The sequence below is a fragment of the Halogeometricum sp. S3BR5-2 genome (assembly GCF_031624635.1).
Taxonomy (GTDB): domain Archaea; phylum Halobacteriota; class Halobacteria; order Halobacteriales; family Haloferacaceae; genus Halogeometricum; species Halogeometricum luteum.
On sequence record NZ_JAMQOQ010000004.1, the window covers coordinates 93,757 to 110,175 of the forward strand.

Consider the following 16,419-nt stretch of genomic DNA (forward strand, 5'->3'; position numbering starts at 1 on the left):
GTCAACGTCCACGTCGGAGCGAGATTCCGACCCCGTCCGAACGCTCAGATTGCCCGAGGCCGCTTCGTGAGCCCGATTCGGGTGAACGCCTCGGCGCCGAGTTGCCCGAGGAGGCCCGCGGCTTCGAGGTCCGCCTCGTCGAACGCGTTCACGACGACGTCCCCGGCGCTCAGGACGCCGTGGCTCCCGACGGGGACGTACAGCCCCGAGCGGAGTTCGCCGCGGTCGTAGTCGTCCTCGGTCGCCCGGTGGTCGGTGTGGAGTTCGGGGTCGCCGGTTCGGTACGTCCGCGCGGCCGGCGTGGCCTCGCTTATCGGGTAGCTTGGGCGCTCGCCCGCCCGTTCGACGCACTCCTCGGTCGCAACGACGGGGCGGAGCGTGTTGTCGCGTCGGTCCACCAGTCTGACCGTCGTGTTGACGAGTCCGAGGATGTTCTTCGAGGCGTCGGCTAAGATGTCGGCGACGCCTTGCCGGGAGTCGGCCTCCTTCAGTCGCTTGCTCGTCCGACGGAGAACCTCGATGCGTCGCTCCGTGCGAACCTCGTCCGTGATGTCCTCGACGACGCCGTAGAGCGCGACACCCCCCTCGCCCGTCTCGCGGGGCTCACAGCGCAGGCGTATCGTCCGCCGGGTCGACCCCTCGCGGGCCAGTTCGGCTTCCACCTCGAACGGGCCGTCCCCCTCGGCCGCGCCCGTCACCCAGTCCTCGACGGCCGACCGGTCGGTCCTCGTGTGCCGGTCGACCAGACCCGCGACGGTCGGGTGCGTCCGCCCGATGCCGCAGATTTCCCGCGCGCGCTCGCTCCACCGGGTCTCGTCGGTCGCCGGGTCGTGACACCAGACGCCGACGCCCGCGAGCCGTTGAACGCTAGCCACGAACTCCCGGTGCCCCGTCGGCGCTTCGAGGCCGTCGAACGGCGTTTCGACCCCTCGCTCGCGTTCGGTCTCTCGGGTCATCACTGATAGTAAATGACAGTCGAGGCGTAGTAAAGCTTCTGTGCCGTCGAATCCCGAACTGGGTGTCGCCCGTTCTCTCCTCTCGACACCGATTCGAACCGTGGACCGAGAGAAGCCAGCGAGCAGGAGACCTCCGTTCGCATTATGCAAACATCTATTGTGTCGCTCCGATTACGAGTCGACATGAAAGACGAGAGCACGGGTCGAATCCTGAAGACGTCTCGAACGTCGCTGCGGGTGTTCGAGTTGGTTCTCGAACGCGATGGACTCACGCTCGCCGACCTGGACCGACTGGTCGACAAGCCCAAGAGCACGCTCCACAGCCACCTACAGACCCTCCTAGACGGTCGGTACCTGGTTCGCGAGGGCGACCGTTACAGGGTGAGTTTCAGAGTGGCGCTGTTCGGCGACGTGGTCGCCGACCGGTTCCCCGACTACGACCGCATCCGTGCGGCGGTCGAGGGGTTAGCCGAGGAGACGGGCGAGGAGGCGAACTTCACCGTACTCGAACACGGGCGACTCCTGTTCGCGCACGGGGCCGCGGGCGACTCGGCGGCCGCCGAGAAGGACGCGAACTTCAGGACCGACTACCACCTCCAGAACACGGCCGCGGGCCGGGCCATACTCGCGGAGATGGACGGAGACAGAGTCGAGCGAATCCTCGACCGGTGGCCGGTATCCGAGGAGTCGGAGGGCACCGTCACCGACCGCGACCGATTCTTCGAGTCGCTCGACGAGACGTCGGACCGCGGGTACGGCGTCTTCGACGACGAGTCGGCGCTGGGACTGGTCGCCGTCGGCGTCCCCGTGCACCGGAACGGTGGCATTCTCGGTGGTTTGAGCGTCGGCGGGCCGAAGTACCGAATCGACTCCGACCGCTTGCACGGCGAACTCGCGGACACGTTGGTCGAGGCGGCCGCGGCGTTGGAGCGGAGTTTCTGACTCGGTCGTTCACATTATGCGGACGAACGTGGTCCGCCCCTCTCGGAGATAGACGAACAGTCGAGGACGGATAGGAGCATCATCCGTTCTTACCCCAGAGGCATCCGGAGTGCGTTCACAATCTGCGAATCCGTCCGTTCGGGCGACGCGGGCGCACACTTCGGTGTTACACACGTAACTCTGTAATGTCAATGAGTCTCTCGGGGCGTTCTCGAATCCCCTTCCGATTTCGCGTCGGCGATAGCGGCGAGGGAACCGATTCGAGGGCGTCTCGGCAGTTCGACGGGACCCGAGTCGATATCGACCCGCCGTAGAAACGTGTCTGGAGAAATTTACGAACGGTATTCATCTCGTCTCCCTTCTCTATCGAATCGCGAATATGTCTGCGAAAATGTGAGTTTCGATACGTAAGTATTACACTCTGTTCGAGCCCCAGCCCCACCGTTTGACCTATTCAACGAATATAATCGAGTGGCTATCTGACTATAGGCAAATTACGGAGAGAAAAGCCGCAGATTTCCGCGCGTTCTAGCGGTCGATAGTCTCTAGTTCCGCAATCTGTTCGTCGGACCAGTCGTAGTAGGGTTCGTCGACCTCTCGCAGCGTCCGGACGCACTCGTTGTACCGCTCTCGGGCGTCGGCCGCGTAGGGGTCGTTCGGGTGGGCCCGAATCCACTCTCGGAGGTCGGCCAGCGCGCGCGGGGAGTAGCTGTCGACGCTCCCCTGCGCCCTGAGCAGTTCGAGCTTCCGCTCTTCGGTCCGGAGCGACCTGACGAGAACGACGCTCGCGACGCCGGGGAGCACGAGCACCGAGAGGAGCATCGTCACCCAGGCGACGGTCGAGAGCGCCATCTCAGTCACCCCCCTTCGAGGCGGGGTCCGGTGAATCGCCGACGCCGTCGAGAGCGCCCATGAGGGCCGTGCTCGCGGCGACGAGCGCGACCATGAGCGCGACGCCGACGACCATCAGCGTCTGGTTCTCCGTTCCGATGCTCGTGACGACGCCGTAGCCGACGATGAACACCATCACGACGGGGACGACGTACTTGACGACCGGACTCCACCACTGACCGATGTAGACGCCGGTGTTGCGGTTGAGGTCGATGACGCGCGCGCGCTCCGGGCCGAGCTTCCACCCGACGAGCGCGATGATGGACAGCGTCGCCAGCGGGAGTCCGAAGCTCCCGATGATGAAGTCCATCTGGCCGAGGAAGGACGACGAGTAGGCGCTCGGAAGCCCGAACAGCCAGATGGCTCCGCAGACCGCGAGCACCGCTCCGGTCCGGGAGAGCCTCGTCTCCTCGGAGACGGTCGTCACGCCGACTTCGGTGATGCCGAGACCGGAGGTGAACGTCGCGAAGAAGAACGAGACGAAGAACACGACGGCCCACAGCGCACCGCCGGGGAGCTCCGGGAACACCTGAACGAGCGAGATGAAAAGCAGGTTGGACCCGGCGCTGGGTTCGAGTCCGAACGCGAAGACGACGGGGAACGTCGCGAACACCGCGAGCAGTCCGATGCTGGTGTTCCCGATGGCGGTGAACAGACCGCCGCCGAGCGGAACGTCGTCGTAGCGGCCGAGGTAGCTCCCGTACGTGAGCGCGATACCCCAGCCCAGCCCCGTCGAGAACAGCGCCTGACTGAGCGCCGCGACCCAGGTGCTCCCGCGGGTGAGGTACGTCCAGTCCGGTGTGAAGACGAACGCCAGCCCCTCCGCCCCGCCGGGGAGCGTGACGCCGCGCGCCGCGACGGCGACCAGCGCGAAGACGAGCAGCGGAATCATCCACTTCACCACTCGTTCGATGCCGCGACGGATGCCGAAGACGAGGACGCCCGCGAGGCCGGCCATCGTCACCGTGTGCATCCCGACGACCAGCGCCGGATTGGAGATGAAGCCGTCCCAGAACGCCTCCGGTCGGAAGCCCGATTGAGTGAACGTCGCGAGCAGCGAGTGGCCCGCGTAGTAGAGCGCCCACCCGATGATCGGCGCGTAGTACGACATCAGCGCCACGTTGACGACGAGGACGACGATACCGAGTCCCCGCGCGCGCTTGCTCTCGGTGAGCCGTTTGAACGCCCCGATGACGCCGTGGTTCGTGTACCGACCCACCATCGTTTCGGCCATGAGACCGGGCACCGCGATGACGTACAACAGGAGAATGTAGGCGACCAGAAACGCCCCGCCGCCGTTCTGTCCGGTCGTGAACGGCATGCGCCAGATGTTCCCGGCACCCACCATTGCCCCGAGCATCGCCATAAGGAAGCCGAATCGGCTCCCCCACTCTTCTCTCGCCGTTCTCGCCTCGGAGTCTGCCATGATATTTCAACCCATGCTATTCGAGAGAGCCGGTTATATCGGCGCCCTCCCATGGGAGGGAACTCACAGATATCGGACACTATTCCCGTGGATAACGTGTCTGACGCCTCCCATCTCCGGAGGGGCCGTGACCGTCGAACGTCACCCCCTGTCCCCGACTACGGCCGATTGCAGGTACGCGTAGTGCGGACGGCACGGTTGCCTCCTCCACTCCCGACGCCGTGTTCGACTGCGAGCGCTACGGAACCATGACGTGGGAGTTCCCGTAGAGGCCGGCTAGCAGGTCGACATCCGTCCCTTTGTCGGTGACTCGTACGTCGGTAGACGAGCGAACCGGGAGAGCGCGAGTTCGACGTCTCCGTCGAGGGCCAGCAGGTGCTCTCGAACTACGACCCCGTCGCGGACGTCGGCCACGCCACCGGGACGACGAAGGCGTTCACCGCGACCGACGAGGGCGAGGCACCGTCACGGTGACGTTCGAGCAGAGCGCGGTCGACAATCCACCGGTCAACGCCACCGAGGTTCTCGGCCCGAGCGAAACCGCGACGGACGGGTAGCAGTTCGACGACCGACAGTCCGATGGCGGAGCAGGGTGTCGATACCCCGTTTTAGCTGGCCACAGATTCGCTATCCCGGAGCCCGAGCATCGGGTAGCAGAGACGGGTCGAACCGGAGCGTTCGGGATTCGACTCACTCTCGGCGTCGGGACGGATCGAAGCGTATCAACTATCGATGCTCGCGCCGAGTTCGCGCACCGCGTCCCGGACGTTCACGACTCGGGTCGAAAGCTCCTCGTTGTCGCCGGCGAGCGCCCGCACCTCGTCGGCGACGACGTCGACGCCGTCGACCGTCGCGTTGAGCATGCTCACCACCTCTTCCGCGCTGCCGGCCTGCTCGTCGGTCGCTCGGGCTATCTCGTCGACGCTCGTGGAAGTCACCTGGACGGTCTCTCTGATTTCGCTCTGGTTGTCGCTCAGCGACTCGACGCGGTCGACCGCCCGTTCGACGCGGTCCGTCGTCTCCGCGACGCTCTCCGTCGTCTCGGTGGTGTTCTCCGTGACGCGGGCGACGACCGTCTCCACGTCTTTGACCTCCGTCTTCGACCGGTCGGCGAGGCGTTTTATCTCGTCGGCGACGACGGCGAAGCCGTTCCCCTCGACGTCGGCGCGGGCGGCCTCGATGGAGGCGTTCAGCGCGAGCAGGTTGATCTGACCGACGATGGAGTCGATGACGTCGACGATGGAGTCGATGTCGTCCACCCACGACCGGAGTTCCTCGTGGTCCTCGCTCATCGCGCGACTCGCCGCGGCCACCTCGCGCATCAGGTCCAACACCTCTTCGGCGGCGTCCTCGGACGCCTCGGCGCGGTCGCCGGCGGTCTGGACCCGGCGGCTGACCTCCTCGGCGCTGGAGGCTATCTCCTCGACCGTCGCGCTGAGCGACTCGACCTCGGCCTGAACCGCCCCTAGGTGGTCGGCCTGCTCGTCGGCCGCGGCGTCTATCTCCCTGCTTCGGTCGGCCACGCGGCGAGAGGTCGAGAGCAGTTCCTCGACGCTGCCTTCGACCTCCTCTTCGATCCGCCGCCCGACCCGTTCGACCTCCTCGCGCTGTTCGACCAGCGCCGTCACGCGGCTGACGAACTCGAAGGCGCCGACGACGGCGCCGTCGGTCGCGGTCAGCGGTTGGCCCGCGGCCCGGACGTGCCACGGCGCGCCGTCGGCGTCGGTGCCGGAGCGGACCTCGTCCTCGCGGATGACTTGGCCGGTCCGAACGACCGTCTCGGCCAGAATCTCCTCGACGCCGTCGGTGCCGATGACCTCGCCGGAAGGTTCGCCGACGACGTCCGCCGCCGACCGGCCGATGAGTTCGGCCATCGGGTCGTTCCAGTGGGTGAGGTCGCCGCGACCGTCGACGACCATGGCGGGTTCGGGAAAGCGGTCGACGAGTTGGTCGAACTGGTGTCGCCAGAAGTCACGCTCGTGGCGGAGTCGCTCGACTTCCGTCGCGCCGGCCGGCGGCGCGTACAGCGCGTCGGACCCGGTCGGGCGCTCGTCCCGCGGTGCCGTCTTGCTCATACGCTCCGAGCGAACGAATCCCTAATGAATGTACGGTTTCGATTATCACTCCTGAATATGTCGGTCGGATGGAGTACCGGGGACGAGCCGTCAGCCGCGAGCCCGAATCACGAATTCGGATTGTTCCGCAGAAATACGCGTTTTCTAAGCTCTTTCGTCGGTTTTCTGTGATTTGATGCCGAGATACCTTTCACGCCAACAAAGTGTAGTATATCGAACGTGTGTGGCGAGTCTCGTTCCGGTGTGTGATATCGACAGAGAAGCTCCTCGGACGCCGTTCGATTTCGTAACACCTCTAAAACTGTAACGCAGAGGGGCAGAAAGAGTTGAATACAGATGTGTATACAACTCGCATCAACCTATATCTTCACTATTTGTAGTTAACGTTCGGCGTCGGTCGTCGGACGCCGCGGCGGTTGGAAGAAGGTGAAATCGGTCGAAGTCACTCCGCGAGCGATCGAGACCGGAGGAAGATGCGACGGGGAGATAGCCGTCTGTCGTATACGAAGTTGTAAACGTTGAATCCTCGGGAGCGAAATCCGGTTCCTCGGGTTGGAGAACGCGAGCGGTCTGCGCGGAACACGAATTATTAATAATTCGGACCTCGTGGAGTATACCGAATGGAGTACAGCGGCCCCACACAGTTGTACGTAGACGGACAGTGGACTGACGCGGCGTCCGGCGAGACGATTCGAACGGTCGACCCGGCGACCGAGACGGAGTACGCCACCGTGGCGACGGCGGACGCCGAGGACGTCAACCGCGCCGTCGACGCCGCCTCACGCGCGGCGGCGCGGGGGAGCGAGTGGCGCGAGATGGACCCCGGCGACCGGGGGGCGGCCCTGCGGCGGATGGCCGACGCCATCGAGGAGCGCAAAGACGAGATATCGCTCGTCGAGTCCCACGACAACGGCAAGACGCCGTTCGAGGCGGGCATCGAGGTGCAGATGGTCATCGATACGTTCCGGTACTTCGCCGGATGGACCGACAAACTGACCGGCGAGCACAACCCCGTGCCCGGCGAGCGCCTGAACTACACCACGCGGGAACCGCTGGGCGTGACGGGACACATCGTCCCGTGGAACTACCCGTTCCAACTCGCCGGTCGCTCCCTCGCGCCGGCCCTCGCGTGCGGCAACACCGCCGTGATGAAGCCGTCGAGCGAGACGCCGCTGTCGGCGCTGTACTACGCGGTGGCCGCCGAAGAGGCCGGCCTCCCCGACGGCGTCGTGAACGTCCTCCCCGGGTCGGGGTCGGGCGCGGGCGCGACGCTCGCCCAGCACCCCGACGTAGCGCACATCGCCTTTACCGGAAGCACCGAGATAGGCAAGGGCGTCATGGCCGACGCGGCGCAGAACGTGACGGGCGTGACGCTCGAACTCGGCGGGAAGGGCCCGCAACTCGTCTTCCCCGACGCGGACCTCGACGCCGCCGCCAAGGGCGTCCACTACGGCATCTTCATGAACGCCGGGCAGATGTGCTGGGCCGGGTCGCGACTGCTCGTCCACGAGGATATCGCCGACGGGGTGGTCGAACGCGTCGTGCAGGGCGCGGAGTCGACGCCGCTCGGGTCCGGTATCGACGACGACGGCCGCATGGGTCCGATGGTCAGCGCGGACCAGCGAGAGACGGTGCTCGACTACATCGAGACGGGGAAGGAGGAGGGCGCCACGGTCGCCTGCGGCGGCGGCGTCCCCGAGGACAAGGAAACGGGCTACTTCGTCGAACCGACCGTCCTCACCGACGTGACGAACGATATGGCCGTCGCCCGCGAGGAGATATTCGGCCCCGTCCTCGTCGTCATCGAGTTCTCCGACGAGGAGGAAGCCCTGGAGATAGCCAACGACTCCCCGTACGGCCTGCTGTCGGGTATCTGGACGAACGACCTCTCGCGCGCCCACCGCGTCGCGGACCTACTCGACTACGGGATGGTCAGCGTCAACGAGTACCCCGTGACGTTCCCGCAGACGCCGTTCGGCGGAACGAAGGAGAGCGGCCACGGCCGCGAGCAGGGCCTCGAAGCCGTCGGCGAGTACACGCAGACGAAGAACGTCAACGTCAAACTCGAATAGCGGGCGGCCTCGGTCCAGACCGGCCGCGCTCCGACCAACGTTTTGTACCGTCTCCCCGTACCCGACGCCATGCGAATCGAAGACACGGACGGCGTGCGCCGTCTCACGTTCGACCAGCCGGAGGTAAAGAACGCGCTCACCGCGGATGCCGCCCGCGAACTCGCCGCGGCCGTCGAGGAACTGGAACCGGAGACGCACGACGCGGCGGTTCTGACGGGGGCCGGCGACGCGTTCTGCGCCGGCGGCGACATCGAAGCGATGGCCGAGCGCGACGAGACGGCCCACGAGGCCTACGAGCGCGTCCGGGAGACGCTGGGGCGCGTGGCCGAAGCCCTCCTCACCGCGCCGGTGCCCGTCGTCGCGCGCGTGAACGGCGACGCCACCGGCGCGGGACTGTCGCTCGTCGCCGCCTGCGACTTCGCCTACGCGGCCGAAGACGCCCGGTTCGCCGCCTCCTTCGTCAACGTCGGCCTCGTGCCGGATTTGGGAGGAACGGTGACGCTCTCCCGACTCGTCGGCCTCCGCGCGGCGAAGGAACTCGCTTTTACGGGAAAACTGATATCGGCCGACGAAGCCGCGGAACTCGGTCTGCTCAACGGCGTCGTCCCCGCCGACGAACTCGACGCCGCCGTCGGCGAGACGGTCGAAACGCTCGCGAAGCGCCCGACCGAGAGCATCGGGTTGGCGAAGGAGGTCATCCACGCGAACCTCGGCCGGCCGTGGCGCGACGGCCTCGAACGCGAGGCGCAGGCGCAGACGCTCGCCTACGACACCGACGCGCACGAGGAGGGGGTGAACGCCTTCTTGGAGAACCGACGGCCCGAGTTCGAGTGAAGCAGGGAGTCGGGTCGACGGCCTACCGCCCGCGCCACTCGGGGTCGCGGTCCTCGAAGAACGCGTCGATGCCCTCGTCTTTGTCCTCGGAGGCGAACAGTTGGACGAACAGGTTCGCCTCGTAGTCGAGGCCCTCGTCCATGCCGAGGCGACTGCTCGCCTTGACAGCCTCCTTCCCGAGTTCGAGCGCGAGCGGCGATTTGTCGGCGATGGAAGCGGCGAGTTCGTTCACGCGCCCGTCGAACTCCTCGTCCGAACAGACGACGTCGACGAGGCCGATGTCGGCCGCCTCGTGGGCGTCGACGAGTTCGCCGGTCAGAATCAGGCGCATCGCCTGCCCCTCGCCGACGAGGCGCGGCAGTCGTTGGGTGCCGCCGCCACCGGGGATGAGCCCCAGGTTTATCTCGGGCTGACCGAGTTTCGCACGCTCGTGGGCGATTCGGATGTCACAGGCGAGGGCGAGTTCGCACCCGCCGCCGAGGGCGTGCCCGTTGAGGCGGGCGACGACCGGTTGGGGGAGGTCCGCGACGGCCTCGTACACGCGGGGGCGACGGCTCGCTTCGCGCTGTTCGAACGTGTCGCGCTCTCGGAGTTCGGAGACGTCCGCGCCGGCGACGAACGCCTTCGCCTCGTCGGACCCGGTGAGGACGACGACGCGGGCGTCGCTATCGGCGATGCGCTCGACCACTCGCTTCAGTTCTGTGCGGACCTGCGCGTTCAGCGCGTTCCGCGCGTCGGGTCTGTCGATGGTGACGGTGACGACGTGACCGTCGACTGAGGCGCGGACGAACTCGCAGTCGTCGGCGTGCGGCGCCGTCATGGCTCGCCTCCCTCGCCGTCGGCGGGCCGGACCGCCTCGCCGTCCTCCCACACGTAGAACCCCTCGCCGCTCTTCTTCCCGAGGTTGCCCGCGCGCACCTTCCGCTTGAGCACCTGCGGCGGGCGGAACCGCTCTCCGAGTTCCTCGCGGAGATACTCCAGGATGTCGAGGCGGACGTCGAGTCCGACCACGTCCGTCAGTTCGAGCGGCCCCATCGGATGCCGGTAGCCGAGTTCCATCGCCGCGTCGATGTCTTCGACCGACGCCACGCCCGTCTCGACCATCCGCATCGCCTCGCATCCGAGCGCGACGCCCAGTCGGGAGGAGGCGAACCCGGGCGAATCTGTCACCTCGACGGCCGTCTTGTCGATGTCGGCGACGAACTCGCGGGCGAACTCGCTCGTCGTCTCGTCGGTCTGTTCGGCGACGACTATCTCCACGAGCCCCATGATGTGGACCGGGTTGAAGAAGTGCAGTCCGACCGCCCGCGAGGGGTCCGAGAGAACGCTCGCCACCTCCGTGACCGACAGCGACGACGTGTTCGAGGCGATGACCGTCTCCTCCGAGACGTGCGCCTCTACGTCCTCGAACGTCTCCTGTTTGATGTCCATATCCTCGGGGACGGCCTCTATCACGAGGGCCGCGCCCGACACCGCCTCGCCGAGGTCGGTGTAGCCCTCGATGCGGTCGAACGCCGCGTCGGCCTCCTCGGCCGTCAGTTTCTCCCGTTCGACGCCGCCGTCGAGGTTCGAGCGGATCGCGTCGAGTCCGTCGTCGACGAACTCCCGTTCGACGTCCCGAAGGCGCACGTCGTGTCCCGCCGTCGCCGTCACCTGCGCGATGCCGTGACCCATGGTCCCGGCACCGAGTACGCACACGTTCATCGTCTCTCGATACGGTCGGACAGCGGTAAAAAACCCTACTCCTCGGCTGCTCCCGAAGGAATCGCCCCGGTTACTCGACCGGCGCGAACTTCGCGCCGTACCGCGGGACGCCCTCCTGCACGTAGATGCGCCGGACCGTCCGCCGGACCGCGTCGCCCACGGCGACCGACTCCGGGTCGCAGTCGGTCAACTGCGCCGGCATGAGCGCCGACCCGTCCCCGTCGGCGGCGTCGACGCGGACGAGGACGGCGCCGTACGCCCCCTCGCGCTCTTGGAGTTCGACGAACTCCGGCGGCGCGCCGCCCTGCCCGATGACGGTCCGCGCCGCGACGGTCCCTTCGGAAGAGAGCGGCGCCCGCTCGAAGTCGACCCGCTCGAAGCAGTCGTCGCACGCCCCCTCGCCGGGGAACGACAGCGCGCCGCACGCCGGGCACCGACCCGCCGTCAGCGCGTATCTACTGTCGAGCGTCCGCCGCCACGTCGGCAGCGAGACGTTCGCGCCGCCGCCCGCCACGTCGCCGTCGACGACGCGGCCCCGCTTTCTGAGCGAGGCGACGTAGCTCACCGCCTCGCCGCCGTCGACCGCCGCAGCCTCGTCGCCGTCGAGTCGCCCGGAGAAGGCGAACGCGACGGCGCTCCCGCCGCTTCCGAAGAACGCTGCGAGGACGGGCCCGTCGGTGTCGGACTCCAAGGCGGCGACCAGGCCTATCGGGACCGTCGCCGCCCCGGCGTCGCCGATGCGGTCGACCACGATGCCCTCGGCGACGGCCTCGTTCGAGACGACGCCCTCGCCGGCGATGCGGTACGGCATCGACCCGTTCGGCTGGTGGAGCGACGCGGCCCCGATGTCGTCGGCGGCGAGGTCGAGCCCCGAGATGGCGCTCCGCGTCGTCTCCCGCACGGCCGCCCGCTCGTAGCCCGTGACGTCGAGCGACGTCACCTCGTCGCTGTCGGCCTCGCGGAAGCGGACGCCCGGCGACTCGTCCGTCGCCGCGGCGACGCCGTCGAACGAGACCGGAGCGTCGTCGGCGACGAGGAACGCCGCGGCGCCCGCGCCGAGAGCGTGGTCGTCGCCCGCGAGGTCGCCGCTGGGCGCGTCCGCGGCGACGGCCAGGACGGTTCCCTCGGCGTTCAGCGCCGTCTCCAGGGCGTCCGCGCCGGCGGCGGCGCTCTGGCCGTGGTGCCACGCGCGCGTCTCTCGGGGAAGTCCGAGCGCGCGGACGAGTCGGGGGACGAGTTCCTCCTCGGCCAGCGGCGGCGTGGTCGTGGCGAGGGCGACGGCGTCGACGGACGCGGGGTCCGCGCCGGCGTCGTCGAGAGCGCGCCGCGCGGCGGCGACGGCCATCGTCACCGCGTCCTCGTCGCCCGCCGGGACGGCCGTCGACTCGATTCCCCGGCCGTCGAACGTCCCCCACGCCTCGGCCACCTCGTCGGCGCTCACGCGGCCGCGCGGGACGTAGACGCCCGCCGCCGCGATGCCGCGGTCGCTCACGACTCCACCTCCGAACTCCGCTCGAACACGTGGACGGTGACGCCGCCGCCCGACCCGCCGACGTTGTGGGTCAGCCCCCGAACGGGGTCGTTCGTCTGCACCGACGCCTTCCCGCGGAGTTGCTTGAACGCCTCGACGACCTGGCCCGTTCCGGTCGCGCCGATGGGGTGGCCTTTCGACTTCAGGCCGCCCGAGGTGTTCACGGGCAACTCGCCGTCCGGGTCCGTCCGTCCCTCGCGGAGCAGTTGCCCGGCCTCGCCGGGTTCGCAGAAACCGAGGTCCTCGTACGCGAGCAGTTCCGCGATGGCGAAGCAGTCGTGCACCTCCGCGAAGTCGAGGTCGTCGGGGCCGACGCCCGCCATCTCGTAGGCTCGCTCCGCGGCCGTCCGCGTGGCCGGGATGGAGGTGAGCGAGGGTCGCTGGAACAGGCCGACGCGCCCGCTGGCGGCGCCGACGCCCGCGACGCGAATCGGGTCGTCCGTCAGGTCGAACGCGGCCTCCTCGCTGGCGACGAGCACCGCGCTCGCGCCGTCGGTCGTCGGACAGCAGTGATAGAGGTTGAGGGGGTCGGCCACCTCCGGCGCGTTCACCGCGTCTTCGAGCGAACACTCGAAGCCGAGGTGCGCGTCGGGGTTCTTCGCGCCGTTGGCGTGGTTCTTCACGGCGACGCGCGAGAGGTCCTCGACCGTCGTGCCGTGTTCGTCCATGTGGGCCGACGCCATCTGCGCGTAGACGCCCGCGAACGTCGTCCCCGAGAGACGCTCCCACTCCGTCTCGCCGCTGACGCCGAGCCACCACTTCGTGTTGTCCGAACTCGTGTCGGTCATCACCTCGTAGCCGCCGGCGAGGACGAGGTCCGCCATCCCCGCGCGGACCGTCGCCACCGCGTTCCTGAGCGCGTACCCGCTCGACGCGCAGGCGTTCTCGACGCGCGTCGTCGGGATGCCGTGCAGTCCCACGTGTTCGGTGACGGCCGGTCCGCTCAGTCCGATCTGTCGGCCGCCGACGCCGAGCGTTCCGAGGAACGCCTCCTCGATGTCCTCGGCGTCGACGCCGCCGTCGACGCTCGAAAGCGTCCGGTCGAACGCGGTGTCGAACAGCGAACGGTACGTCTCCTCCGGAAAGGACCCGAACGGCGACTGTCCGGCCCCGACGATGTACGCCTCACTCATCGTTACTCGTCCCTCGAGTCCTCCATAGAAAAGGATGTGGGACGCCGGCCGCACCCCGCGAGAACTGCGTCCCGGCCTCCGACGCGTCCCAGTTCGCCGGACGGCTCACCGGAAGCTATAGGTGTATTCTCTCGCATCAATCGTGTGGTTGACTACCGATGAACATACAGGCCGCGGTCACGCACGAGGAGGGCGGCGCGTTCGAAATAGAGGAAGTGAGCCTCGAGGAACCCCAGGCCGACGAGGTGCTCGTCCGCGTCGTCGGGGCGGGCGTCTGTCACACGGATATGATCGTCCGCGACCAGATGTATCCGACGCCGCTGCCGGCGGTGCTCGGCCACGAGGGGTCGGGCGTCGTCGAGAAAGTCGGCGCGGACGTGACGCGGGTCGAACCGGGCGACCACGTCGTCATGAGCTTCGACTACGACACGACCTGTCCGAGTTGCCGGGACGGGCATCCCGCGTACTGTTCGGAGTTCTTCGCGCACAACTTCGGCGGCTCTCGGCCGCACGACGAGACGTCCCCCATCTCGCAGGACGGCGAGCGAGTCAGCGGTCGCTTCTTCGGCCAGTCGTCGTTCGCGACGCACTCGATAGCGACCGAACGGAACGTCGTTCCCGTCGACGAGGACGTACCGCTGGAACTGCTCGGACCGCTCGGCTGCGGTATCCAGACGGGCGCGGGCGGCGTCATCAACACCCTGGACCCGCAGGCCGGGTCGTCCATCGCCGTCTTCGGCGCCGGTTCCGTCGGCCTCTCGGCCGTCATGGCCGCCGGTATCAAGGGTTGCACCGAGATACTGTCGGTCGACCTCAAACCGAACCGACTCGAGAAGGCGTCGGAACTCGGCGCGACGGCGACGGTGAATCCCGAGGAGGTGGACGACGTCGTCGAGGCGGTGCGGGAGGCGAGCGACGGCGGCGTCGACTACGCCCTCGAGACGACGGGCGTCCCCGCCGTCGCAGAGCAGGCGACGGAGACGCTCGCACAGCGGGGAACGCTCGGTATCATCGGCGCGCCGGCACTCGGGACGGAGGCCAGCTACGACGTGAACAACCTCATCCTCGGCGGCCGCAGCATCACCGGCATCGTGGAGGGCGACTCCGACCCCCAGCAGTTCATCCCGGACCTCGTCGAACTGTATCGACAAGGAAAGTTCCCGTTCGACGAGTTGGTCACCTACTACGACTTCGAGGACATCGAACGGGCCGTCGAGGACTCCGAGAGCGGCGATACCATCAAGCCCGTCCTCCGGATGAGCGACGCCTGAGGGCATCTCCGACTCCGGCCGCACCCCAAATCCTCCACGACGCGCGCACGAGAAAACGTTATAACAGTGGACAGTCGTTAACGAACTATGTTAGCAGTATCGGACCTCCGGAAGGAGTTCGGCGGGTTGGTCGCCGTCGACGACGTGACGTTCGAGATAGGCGAGGGCGAGATAGTGGGGCTCATCGGGCCGAACGGCGCCGGCAAGACCACTCTGTTCAACAGCATCACCGGCGTCCTCACGCCGGAGGACGGGAGCGGCGTCGAGTTCGACGGCACCGATATCGTCGCCCTGGAGACGCACGACATCGCCCGGAGAGGCCTCGTTCGGACGTTTCAGATCGTCCGCGTGTTCGACGAGATGACCGTCCTCGAAAACGTGCTGACGGGCGCGCTGTTCGGCACCGACGAGGACCTCTCCCGCGAGGAGGCCGAAGAGCGCGCTCGCGACGCGCTGACGTTCATCGGCCTCGCCGACAAGGCCGACCTGTCGACGGGCAACCTCCCCATCGCGCAGAAGAAACAGCTCGAACTGGCGCGGGCGCTGGCGTCCCGCCCCCGGCTCCTCCTGTTGGACGAGATAGCGAGCGGGCTCACGCCGGGCGAGATAGACGACCTCACCGACACGATTCGCCGTCTCCGGGACGACCGAGACATCTCCGTCTTCTGGATCGAACACATCATGGACGCCGTGATGAGCGTCGCCGACCGCGTCATCGTGTTGAACAGCGGCCGGAAACTGGCCGAGGGGACGCCCGAGGAGATACGCAACGACGAGTCGGTCGTCGAGGCCTACCTGGGGGACGAGGCATGATAGACGTCGAGGGGATAGACGTCTCCTACGGCTCCATCCAGGTGCTGTGGGACCTCTCGTTTCACGTCTCCGAGGAGGACCGCGTCGTCTCCATCGTCGGGCCGAACGGCGCCGGGAAGTCGACGCTCCTGCGCGTCATGTCGGGACTCCACCCCGTCGACAGCGGCACCGTGACCGCGTGGGGCGCGGACGTGGCGACGCTCGACCCCTCGGAAGTCGTCGAGCGCGGGTTCGTCCACGTCTCCGAGGAGCGGAACCTCTTCGGCGACATGACCGTCCGAGAGAACCTGGAGATGGGCGCGTACACCCGCCGCGACACCCTCGACGAGACGATGCAGGAGGTGTTCGAGCTCTTCCCCATCCTCGAAGAGCGCGAGGACCAGCGCGCCGAGTCGATGAGCGGGGGCCAACAGCAGATGCTCGCCATCGGCCGCGGGCTGATGGCCAGGCCGAAGATTCTGGCCCTCGACGAACCCTCCGAGGGACTCGCCCCGCAGATAACGAATCGGGTGTTCGAGAAGATAGACGAGATAAGCGAGGAGGTGACCGTGCTGCTCGTCGAACAGCACGTCCACAAGGCGCTCCGACTGGCCGACCGCGCCTACCTCCTGGAGAACGGCGAGTTCGTCACGGAGGACACCGGCCCGGCGCTGTTGGAGTCCGAGCACGTGAAGGAAGCGTATCTGTAGGTCGTCGGTCGGCGAGTCGGTTCTTACCCGTATTTCTCGCGCTGTCGAAGGTAACGACCGGACGGAGAGAAGGGAAAGAGAG

The 16,419-nt window shown here is 67.4% G+C and carries 14 protein-coding genes and 1 pseudogene; 7 read left to right on the forward strand and 8 right to left on the reverse strand.

Translation table 11 applies throughout. The features are described from left to right. Positions 1-44 precede the first annotated feature (44 nt). Positions 45-956 carry a GAF domain-containing protein gene (locus NDI79_RS15165; protein WP_310929419.1) on the reverse strand — a complete coding sequence of 304 codons (912 nt, stop codon included), beginning with the start codon at positions 954-956 and terminating at the stop codon, positions 45-47. A gap of 183 nt (positions 957-1,139) precedes the next feature. Between NDI79_RS15165 and NDI79_RS15170 the strand changes: the two genes are divergently transcribed. Beyond that, entirely contained in the window at positions 1,140-1,898 is a 759-nt protein-coding gene (locus NDI79_RS15170) for an IclR family transcriptional regulator (protein ID WP_310929421.1), read from the forward strand. A 528-nt stretch (positions 1,899-2,426) separates the two neighbouring features. On the opposite strand, the gene NDI79_RS15175 is transcribed toward NDI79_RS15170, so the two are convergent. Both NDI79_RS15175 and NDI79_RS15180 read right to left on the reverse strand, forming a co-directional pair. Beyond that, on the reverse strand, positions 2,427-2,750 hold the full coding sequence (locus tag NDI79_RS15175; protein ID WP_310929422.1) for a DUF8026 family protein: 324 nt from the start codon (positions 2,748-2,750) through the stop codon (positions 2,427-2,429). Position 2,751: 1 nt separating this feature from the next. Beyond that, positions 2,752-4,215, reverse strand: a complete 1,464-nt coding sequence (locus NDI79_RS15180) for a sodium-dependent transporter (protein ID WP_310929423.1) — start codon at positions 4,213-4,215, stop codon at positions 2,752-2,754. A 339-nt stretch (positions 4,216-4,554) separates the two neighbouring features. On the opposite strand from NDI79_RS15180, the pseudogene NDI79_RS15185 reads away from it, so the two are divergent. Further along, positions 4,555-4,689 (forward strand): annotated as a pseudogene (locus NDI79_RS15185) (hypothetical protein); the annotation flags it as partial. Positions 4,690-4,937: 248 nt separating this feature from the next. On the opposite strand, the gene NDI79_RS15190 reads toward NDI79_RS15185, so the two are convergent. Further along, complete coding sequence (locus NDI79_RS15190; protein WP_310929424.1) at positions 4,938-6,290, reverse strand: methyl-accepting chemotaxis protein; 1,353 nt, start codon at positions 6,288-6,290, stop codon at positions 4,938-4,940. 620 nt (positions 6,291-6,910) lie between these two features. Here NDI79_RS15190 and NDI79_RS15195 point away from each other — a divergent pair. Together NDI79_RS15195 and NDI79_RS15200 are read left to right on the forward strand one after the other, a co-directional pair. Then, positions 6,911-8,362 carry an aldehyde dehydrogenase family protein gene (locus NDI79_RS15195; RefSeq protein ID WP_310929425.1) on the forward strand — a complete coding sequence of 484 codons (1,452 nt, stop codon included), beginning with the start codon at positions 6,911-6,913 and terminating at the stop codon, positions 8,360-8,362. A gap of 69 nt (positions 8,363-8,431) precedes the next feature. Beyond that, positions 8,432-9,196, forward strand: a complete 765-nt coding sequence (locus NDI79_RS15200; protein WP_310929426.1) for an enoyl-CoA hydratase/isomerase family protein — start codon at positions 8,432-8,434, stop codon at positions 9,194-9,196. A gap of 22 nt (positions 9,197-9,218) precedes the next feature. On the opposite strand, the gene NDI79_RS15205 is transcribed toward NDI79_RS15200, so the two are convergent. The 4 genes from NDI79_RS15205 to NDI79_RS15220 all read right to left on the reverse strand — a co-directional run bounded on the left by NDI79_RS15205 (position 9,219) and on the right by NDI79_RS15220 (position 13,564). Continuing rightward, complete coding sequence (locus tag NDI79_RS15205; RefSeq protein ID WP_310929427.1) at positions 9,219-10,016, reverse strand: enoyl-CoA hydratase/isomerase family protein; 798 nt, start codon at positions 10,014-10,016, stop codon at positions 9,219-9,221. Then, complete coding sequence (locus NDI79_RS15210) at positions 10,013-10,900, reverse strand: 3-hydroxyacyl-CoA dehydrogenase family protein (RefSeq protein WP_310929429.1); 888 nt, start codon at positions 10,898-10,900, stop codon at positions 10,013-10,015. Before NDI79_RS15210 ends, NDI79_RS15205 begins: the two co-directional genes overlap by 4 nt. Positions 10,901-10,970: 70 nt before the next feature. Beyond that, complete coding sequence (locus NDI79_RS15215) at positions 10,971-12,392, reverse strand: zinc ribbon domain-containing protein (protein WP_310929431.1); 1,422 nt, start codon at positions 12,390-12,392, stop codon at positions 10,971-10,973. After that, complete coding sequence (locus tag NDI79_RS15220; protein WP_310929433.1) at positions 12,389-13,564, reverse strand: thiolase domain-containing protein; 1,176 nt, start codon at positions 13,562-13,564, stop codon at positions 12,389-12,391. Before NDI79_RS15220 ends, NDI79_RS15215 begins: the two co-directional genes overlap by 4 nt. A 158-nt stretch (positions 13,565-13,722) precedes the next feature. Between NDI79_RS15220 and NDI79_RS15225 the strand changes: the two genes are divergently transcribed. The 3 genes from NDI79_RS15225 to NDI79_RS15235 all read left to right on the forward strand — a co-directional run bounded on the left by NDI79_RS15225 (position 13,723) and on the right by NDI79_RS15235 (position 16,337). Further along, complete coding sequence (locus NDI79_RS15225) at positions 13,723-14,835, forward strand: NAD(P)-dependent alcohol dehydrogenase (RefSeq protein WP_310929434.1); 1,113 nt, start codon at positions 13,723-13,725, stop codon at positions 14,833-14,835. A gap of 87 nt (positions 14,836-14,922) precedes the next feature. Then, positions 14,923-15,648 carry an ABC transporter ATP-binding protein gene (locus NDI79_RS15230; protein WP_310929435.1) on the forward strand — a complete coding sequence of 242 codons (726 nt, stop codon included), beginning with the start codon at positions 14,923-14,925 and terminating at the stop codon, positions 15,646-15,648. Next, the gene (locus NDI79_RS15235) at positions 15,645-16,337 is read left to right on the forward strand and encodes an ABC transporter ATP-binding protein (RefSeq protein ID WP_310929436.1); all 693 of its coding nucleotides are present in this window, start codon (positions 15,645-15,647) and stop codon (positions 16,335-16,337) included. The genes NDI79_RS15230 and NDI79_RS15235 overlap by 4 nt, the downstream gene beginning before the upstream one ends. Positions 16,338-16,419: the final 82 nt, after the last annotated feature.

What these genes read in the sequence shown, in the direction of transcription:
- NDI79_RS15170 (WP_310929421.1), top strand. Translation starts at nt 1,140, where the DNA reads ATGAAAGACGAGAGCACGGGTCGAATCCTGAAGACGTCTCGAACGTCG.
- NDI79_RS15180 (WP_310929423.1), bottom strand. Translation starts at nt 4,215, where the DNA reads ATGGCAGACTCCGAGGCGAGAACGGCGAGAGAAGAGTGGGGGAGCCGA.
- NDI79_RS15165 (WP_310929419.1), bottom strand. Translation starts at nt 956, where the DNA reads ATGACCCGAGAGACCGAACGCGAGCGAGGGGTCGAAACGCCGTTCGAC.
- NDI79_RS15225 (WP_310929434.1), top strand. Translation starts at nt 13,723, where the DNA reads ATGAACATACAGGCCGCGGTCACGCACGAGGAGGGCGGCGCGTTCGAA.
- NDI79_RS15175 (WP_310929422.1), bottom strand. Translation starts at nt 2,750, where the DNA reads ATGGCGCTCTCGACCGTCGCCTGGGTGACGATGCTCCTCTCGGTGCTC.
- NDI79_RS15235 (WP_310929436.1), top strand. Translation starts at nt 15,645, where the DNA reads ATGATAGACGTCGAGGGGATAGACGTCTCCTACGGCTCCATCCAGGTG.
- NDI79_RS15200 (WP_310929426.1), top strand. Translation starts at nt 8,432, where the DNA reads ATGCGAATCGAAGACACGGACGGCGTGCGCCGTCTCACGTTCGACCAG.
- NDI79_RS15190 (WP_310929424.1), bottom strand. Translation starts at nt 6,290, where the DNA reads ATGAGCAAGACGGCACCGCGGGACGAGCGCCCGACCGGGTCCGACGCG.
- NDI79_RS15220 (WP_310929433.1), bottom strand. Translation starts at nt 13,564, where the DNA reads ATGAGTGAGGCGTACATCGTCGGGGCCGGACAGTCGCCGTTCGGGTCC.
- NDI79_RS15210 (WP_310929429.1), bottom strand. Translation starts at nt 10,900, where the DNA reads ATGAACGTGTGCGTACTCGGTGCCGGGACCATGGGTCACGGCATCGCG.
- NDI79_RS15195 (WP_310929425.1), top strand. Translation starts at nt 6,911, where the DNA reads ATGGAGTACAGCGGCCCCACACAGTTGTACGTAGACGGACAGTGGACT.
- NDI79_RS15205 (WP_310929427.1), bottom strand. Translation starts at nt 10,016, where the DNA reads ATGACGGCGCCGCACGCCGACGACTGCGAGTTCGTCCGCGCCTCAGTC.
- NDI79_RS15230 (WP_310929435.1), top strand. Translation starts at nt 14,923, where the DNA reads ATGTTAGCAGTATCGGACCTCCGGAAGGAGTTCGGCGGGTTGGTCGCC.